The organism is Roseicyclus salinarum (assembly GCF_029624655.1).
GTDB lineage: Bacteria > Pseudomonadota > Alphaproteobacteria > Rhodobacterales > Rhodobacteraceae > Roseibacterium > Roseibacterium salinarum.
In genome coordinates this window covers 1-1,105 of sequence record NZ_JARRSA010000058.1, presented here as the reverse complement: position 1 = coordinate 1,105, position 1,105 = coordinate 1, and the positions used below count along the sequence as shown (strand labels likewise).

The 1,105-nt window shown below is 69.4% G+C and carries 1 protein-coding gene and 1 pseudogene; both read right to left on the bottom strand.

Features of this window, described 5'->3' with window-relative positions; all coding sequences use genetic code 11:
- Nucleotides 1–212: pseudogene (locus P6F26_RS19585) on the bottom strand (fatty acid desaturase); the annotation flags it as partial.
- A 281-nt stretch (nt 213–493) separates the two neighbouring features.
- Nucleotides 494–1,105, bottom strand: a 612-nt coding sequence (locus P6F26_RS19580; protein ID WP_278030391.1) for a sigma factor-like helix-turn-helix DNA-binding protein, incomplete at its 5' end; no start/stop codon positions are given.

Genomic DNA, 1,105 nt, shown 5'->3' with positions numbered 1-1,105 from the left:
GCGATGAAGGTGGCGAGCGCATAGCTGACGTCGACGCTCCACCACGCCAGGGCCCAGAGGCCGACGAAGGGACCCGCCGTGACGGCGATTTCCCAAGTGCTGCGCCAGCGCGACGGCTCGCGGTAGCGGGCGAGGACGGCCACCCATTCCCGCGCGTCGGCGGGGGCGGGCGCGCCTTGCCCGGAGGTTCTGGCTCGTGTGTCGGGCGTCATGGGTCGGCCTTTCGCGAGAGGGTGGGTGGCGGCCGTTCGGCGTCCGCGCTCGGATGCGTCGGTCCGGGTCCGGATGCTGTCGGCCCGGGGTATGGCACACGAAGCCGCCCTGCCTTGTCGGTTCGCGTTCGTATCTCTTCTCCGGTCAACGGCGTTGCAGAGGCGTGCGCGGACGTTGCTTTGACATCGAAGGCTGTCGAGATCGGAGAACTGCCTTGCGTTGGCATGGGTCGGGGCAGTCTACGGGTCGTCGGCCGGCCCGGAGATGGCGCCAGCGGCGTCTAGCGGGGTATTCCGAGACGAGAGGTGCGGCGTGGGGGAAGCGGTCTGTCCGCGGGTGGTGTCCGGTTCACGCGGCGCCGGCCAATCTTCACATGCGTGCGCAATCCTCCCGACAGCGCGCGCCGGAAGATCGCCTCGAGAACCGCGGGATCCTCGAGGGCTCTCGTGCCGCCCGCCGGCTGCAAGGCGATCATCGCCAGTTTGCGCCGACCGAGCTTCACGCGGCGTCCGATCGCCGCCGGGGTGCAGTCGCAAACGACCGCGGCGTCTCGAAGCGAGAGACACTCGGGACCGGTCAGGATCAGCGCCTCGCGCTGCTGGCACGGCAGCGCATTGAAGGCCTGCCGGAAACGGGCATTCGTCCGCGCGTCGTCCGAGGCGGCGTCGACGGCGGAAAGGTCGACGACGGCACCGTCGCCGTTCGCGGCGTCAGGGTCGGATGGCCGCGGGTCCGCATGGTGGATGGTCCGGAGCATCTGGAACAGCCAGACTCGCATGTTCGACCCCGGGGGGAAGGCATCGATATTGGCCCAGGCCGCGACCACCGTTCGCATCACGATGTCATCGGCAAGCGCGCGTTTTCCGGCCAGAACCAGGGCGAAGGCACGCAT